The following is a 3,982-nucleotide window of genomic DNA, read 5'->3' on the forward strand; positions in this document are numbered from 1 at the left end:
GCACCACGCTCGAGTACTCGGGCGACGCCGCTACGGCCCAGCCCGCCGTCTCCGACGACGACGCCACGGCCACCGCGTCCACACTCAACACGATGCTCCCGGCCGTCGGCTTCTACGTCGGCGAGGAGCGCACCGTTCCTGTCGATCCCGCCGTCGCCGCGTCCTGGCTCTCGGTCGTCGACGACGACGGCCAGCTGCGCATCGAGGCCGACCCGCAGGCGATCCAGGCCACCGTCGATGGTCTTCCCGCTCTCGTGGACCGTGCTCCGGTCAACGCGACCAACATCGTCGATTCCGCCGGAAACGTGCTCCGCGCGGAGCAGGAGGGCGTCGCGGGCCGCGCGCTCGGCGACACGTCGGACATCGCGGACCAGTTCGCCGAGAAGCTCGCGGCCGGCGACGGCACGTTCGCCCTCACGGTCACCGAGACCCCGTTCGAAACGGTGAGCCTGTTCCGCCGCATCGACATCAACCTGAGCTCGCAGCGGGCCGTCCTCTACGAGAACAACGAGGTCGTGAACTCCTGGGCCGTCTCCACCGGCCTCCCCGGAACATTGACCCCCACCGGCAACTTCAAGGTCTTCGCGCACACGCGCATCCAGGACATGGGCTGCTACGAAGGCGCTCCGTACTGCACGGAAGACGTTCCCTGGATCACGTGGTTCGCCCCGAACATCGGTTTCCACGGCACCTACTGGCACAACAACTTCGGCCAGCGCATGAGTCACGGCTGCGTCAACCTGCCGATCGACCTCGCCAAGTACGTGTACGACTGGTCTCCCCAGGGCCTCGAGGTCTCCGTCCACTACTGACGATCGCTCCTCCCCCGCCGTCCTGTGAACGGCGGGATGAGCGCGCCGTCCAGAGGCGCTCCTGACGGCGGCACGGTTCCGACGTCGGTGTGCCCTTCGCCGATGGCACCAGGCCGTCTCCCGGGGCCGCCCGGGTACGAAGAAGGGGGCGGATGCCGCAGCATCCGCCCCCTTCTCTCGCGTCAGCGCAGTGCGTCGACGATGCCGTTCAGCGTCGCAGAGGGACGCATGACGGCCTCGACCAGCGCGTCGTCCGGACGGTAGTAGCCGCCGATCTCGACCGGCTTGCCCTGCACCGCGTTGAGCTCGGAGACGATGGTCTCCTCGTTCTGCGCCAGCGTGGCGGCGATCGGCGCGAAGGCGGCGGCGAGCTGGGCGTCCTTCGTCTGCTTCGCCAGCTCCTGAGCCCAGTACAGGCCCAGGTAGAAGTGGCTGCCGCGGTTGTCGATCGTGCCCAGGGCACGGCCGGGCGAACGGTCCTCCTCGAGGAAGATCCCGGTGGCGGCATCCAGCGTCTCGGCGAGCACACGGGCCTTGTCGTTGCCCGTACGGTCGGCGAAGTGCTCGAGCGACGCGGCCAGCGCGAAGAACTCGCCGAGCGAGTCCCAGCGCAGGTAGTTCTCCTCGACCAGCTGCTGCACGTGCTTGGGTGCGGAACCACCCGCACCGGTCTCGAACAGCCCGCCGCCCGCGAGCAGCGGCACGATCGAGAGCATCTTGGCGCTCGTGCCGACTTCGAGGATCGGGAACAGGTCGGTCAGGTAGTCGCGCAGCACGTTGCCGGTGACCGAGATCGTGTCGAGCCCGTGGCGCATGCGTGCGAGCGTATAGCGCGTGGCCTCCTCGGGCGCGAGGATCGTGATCGTGAGGCCCTTGGTATCGAGCGTCGCGAGACCCTGGTGCACCTTGGCGATGATCTGCGCATCATGCGAGCGGTTCGCGTCGAGCCAGAACACGGCGGGGTCGCCGGTCGCCCTGGCGCGGGTCACCGCGAGCTTGACCCAGTCCATCACCGGGATGTGCTTGGTCTGCGTCGCGCGCCAGATGTCGCCCTTGCCGACCGTGTGCTCGATGAGCACGGTCCCCTCGCCGTCGAGGACCTGCACGATGCCGTCTGCGGCGATCTCGAAGGTCTTGTCGTGGCTGCCGTACTCCTCGGCCGCCTGCGCCATGAGCCCCACGTTGGGGACGGTGCCGATGGTCGCCGGGTCCAACGGGCCGTTCGCGATCACGTCGTCGATCACGGCCTGGTAGACGCCCGCGTACGACGAGTCGGGGATGACGGCGAGCGTGTCCGCCTCTTCGCCCTCCTTGCCCCAGAGCTTGCCGCCGTTGCGCACGAGTGCGGGCATCGACGCGTCGACGATCACATCGCTCGGCACGTGCAGGTTCGTGGTGCCCTTGTCGGAGTTCACGTACGACAGACGCGGCCCCTCGGCGATGGCCTTGTCGAAGGCGGCGGCGATCTCCGCGCCGTCCGCGACGTTGGCCAGACCCGAGAGGATCGAGCCGAGACCGTCGTTGGCGCTGAGTCCGGCTGCGGCGAGCTTGTCACCGTACTGCGCGAACACATCGGCGAAGAACGCCTTCACGACGTGACCGAAGATGATCGGGTCGCTGACCTTCATCATGGTCGCCTTGAGGTGTACCGAGTACAGCACGTCGTCGGCCTTGGCCTGGGCGAGCGTCTCGGCGAGGAAGGCGTCGAGCTCCTTGGCCGAGAGGAACGTCGCGTCGATGATCTCGCGCGGCAGGACCTTGAGGCCTTCCTTCAGCACGGTGACCGTGCCGTCGTTTGCCGTGTGGCGGAAACTCAGCACGTCGTCGTGGGCGGCGACCCAGGAGCGCTCGTTGTGCTTGAAGTCATCGTGACCGAGTGTCGCGACGCGGGTCTTGGATCCCGCGGCGAACGGCTTGTTGCGGTGCGGGTGCTTCCTGGCGTAATTCTTCACCGCGAGCGGGGCACGGCGGTCGCTGTTGCCCTCGCGCAGCACCGGGTTCACGGCGGAGCCCTTGATGCGGTCGTAGCGCGCGCGAACGTCCTTCTCCTCGAGGGAGGACGGCTCGTCCGGGAAGTCGGGGATGTCGTAGCCCTGCTTCTGGAGCTCGGCGATCGCCCCCTTCAGCTGCGGGATGGAGGCCGAGATGTTCGGCAGCTTGATGATGTTCGCCTCGGGGAGCGTGGCGAGACCGCCGAGCTCGGCGAGCGAGTCGCCCACCTGCTGCTCCGGGGTGAGCTTCTGCGGGAAGGCGGCGAGGATGCGGCCGGCCAGCGAGATGTCGCGGGTCTCGACCTCGATGCCGGCCTGGCCGGTGTATGCCTGGATGATCGGAAGGAACGAGGCGGTGGCGAGCGCCGGTGCCTCGTCTGTGTGCGTGTAGATGATGGCGTCGTCGGTCACCGGGAGGTTCTCCGTTCACGGGGCTATTTGTCTCGATACCAAGATACCTGAGCAGGTCTGACGCCGTGGCCCCGGCCTGCGACCGATGGCCGTTCGGATGTCGACGAACGGCCACAGCACGGCGAAATGTTCCCCTGAAACGTGTCCGGTGCGCCCGGAGGGGTTAGCCTGGGTCCATGTCCGAACTGCGCATGGTCGAACTCTCCGCTGCGACGATCGTCGCCGTGAACAACCTGTCGCTCAAGCCCGGACAGGAGCAGTTCCTCGCTCCGGTCTCGTACGGGATCGCAGCGACCGTCATCAACCCGCAGACCTCCTGGCAGCGGGTGATCCTGGATCGTAACGAGGTCGTCGGCTTCGTGAGCGCCAACTTCGACCCCGAAGCACCGGAGGAGCACTTCCGCTCCGTGCTGTGGCAGAGAAGACACCTTCGTGCGCAGCGCCGGTGGATACGCGGCCAACGTCGAGGCGTTCACCACTGCGGTTCCGGAGGCGATCGCCTACGACGCCGACGCGACCCCGGTGATCTTCGATTCCCCGGACACGCCGACCATCGAGACGCTGGTCGTGCACGCGAACCGTGAGCTCGAGGGCGAGTACACCGCGGCCGACACCCTCAAGAACGTCGTGCTCGCACTCATGAACGCCGCACGTCCGCCTTCGAGCAGGTCTTCCGCGTACTTTCGGACCGTCGGGTCGTCGAGCGATCCGACGCCATCGGCTACCGTTCGCCCGTGCTGTCCATCGGCTTCGAGTGTCACGACCAAC

At 67.4% G+C, this 3,982-nt stretch carries 4 protein-coding genes; 3 read left to right on the forward strand and 1 reads right to left on the reverse strand.

Annotated features, from left to right (window positions below):
- The coding region (locus KZA10_RS09215; RefSeq protein WP_218682714.1) for a L,D-transpeptidase at window positions 1-812 on the forward strand (812 nt) is incomplete at its 5' end.
- 182 nt (window positions 813-994) lie between these two features.
- Here the strand turns inward: KZA10_RS09215 and KZA10_RS09220 are convergent.
- On the reverse strand, window positions 995-3,214 hold the full coding sequence (locus KZA10_RS09220) for an NADP-dependent isocitrate dehydrogenase (protein ID WP_218682715.1): 2,220 nt from the start codon (window positions 3,212-3,214) through the stop codon (window positions 995-997).
- Window positions 3,215-3,390: 176 nt separating this feature from the next.
- On the opposite strand from KZA10_RS09220, the gene KZA10_RS17940 reads away from it, so the two are divergent.
- Both KZA10_RS17940 and KZA10_RS17945 read left to right on the forward strand, forming a co-directional pair.
- Complete coding sequence (locus KZA10_RS17940; protein WP_256934641.1) at window positions 3,391-3,798, forward strand: hypothetical protein; 408 nt, start codon at window positions 3,391-3,393, stop codon at window positions 3,796-3,798.
- A partial coding sequence (locus KZA10_RS17945; protein ID WP_256934642.1) for a hypothetical protein occupies window positions 3,782-3,982 on the forward strand: 201 nt, incomplete at its 3' end. The genes KZA10_RS17940 and KZA10_RS17945, both read left to right, overlap by 17 nt.

It is taken from the genome of Microbacterium sp. BF1, assembly GCF_019279095.1.
GTDB classification, from domain to species: Bacteria; Actinomycetota; Actinomycetes; order Actinomycetales; family Microbacteriaceae; genus Microbacterium; species Microbacterium maritypicum.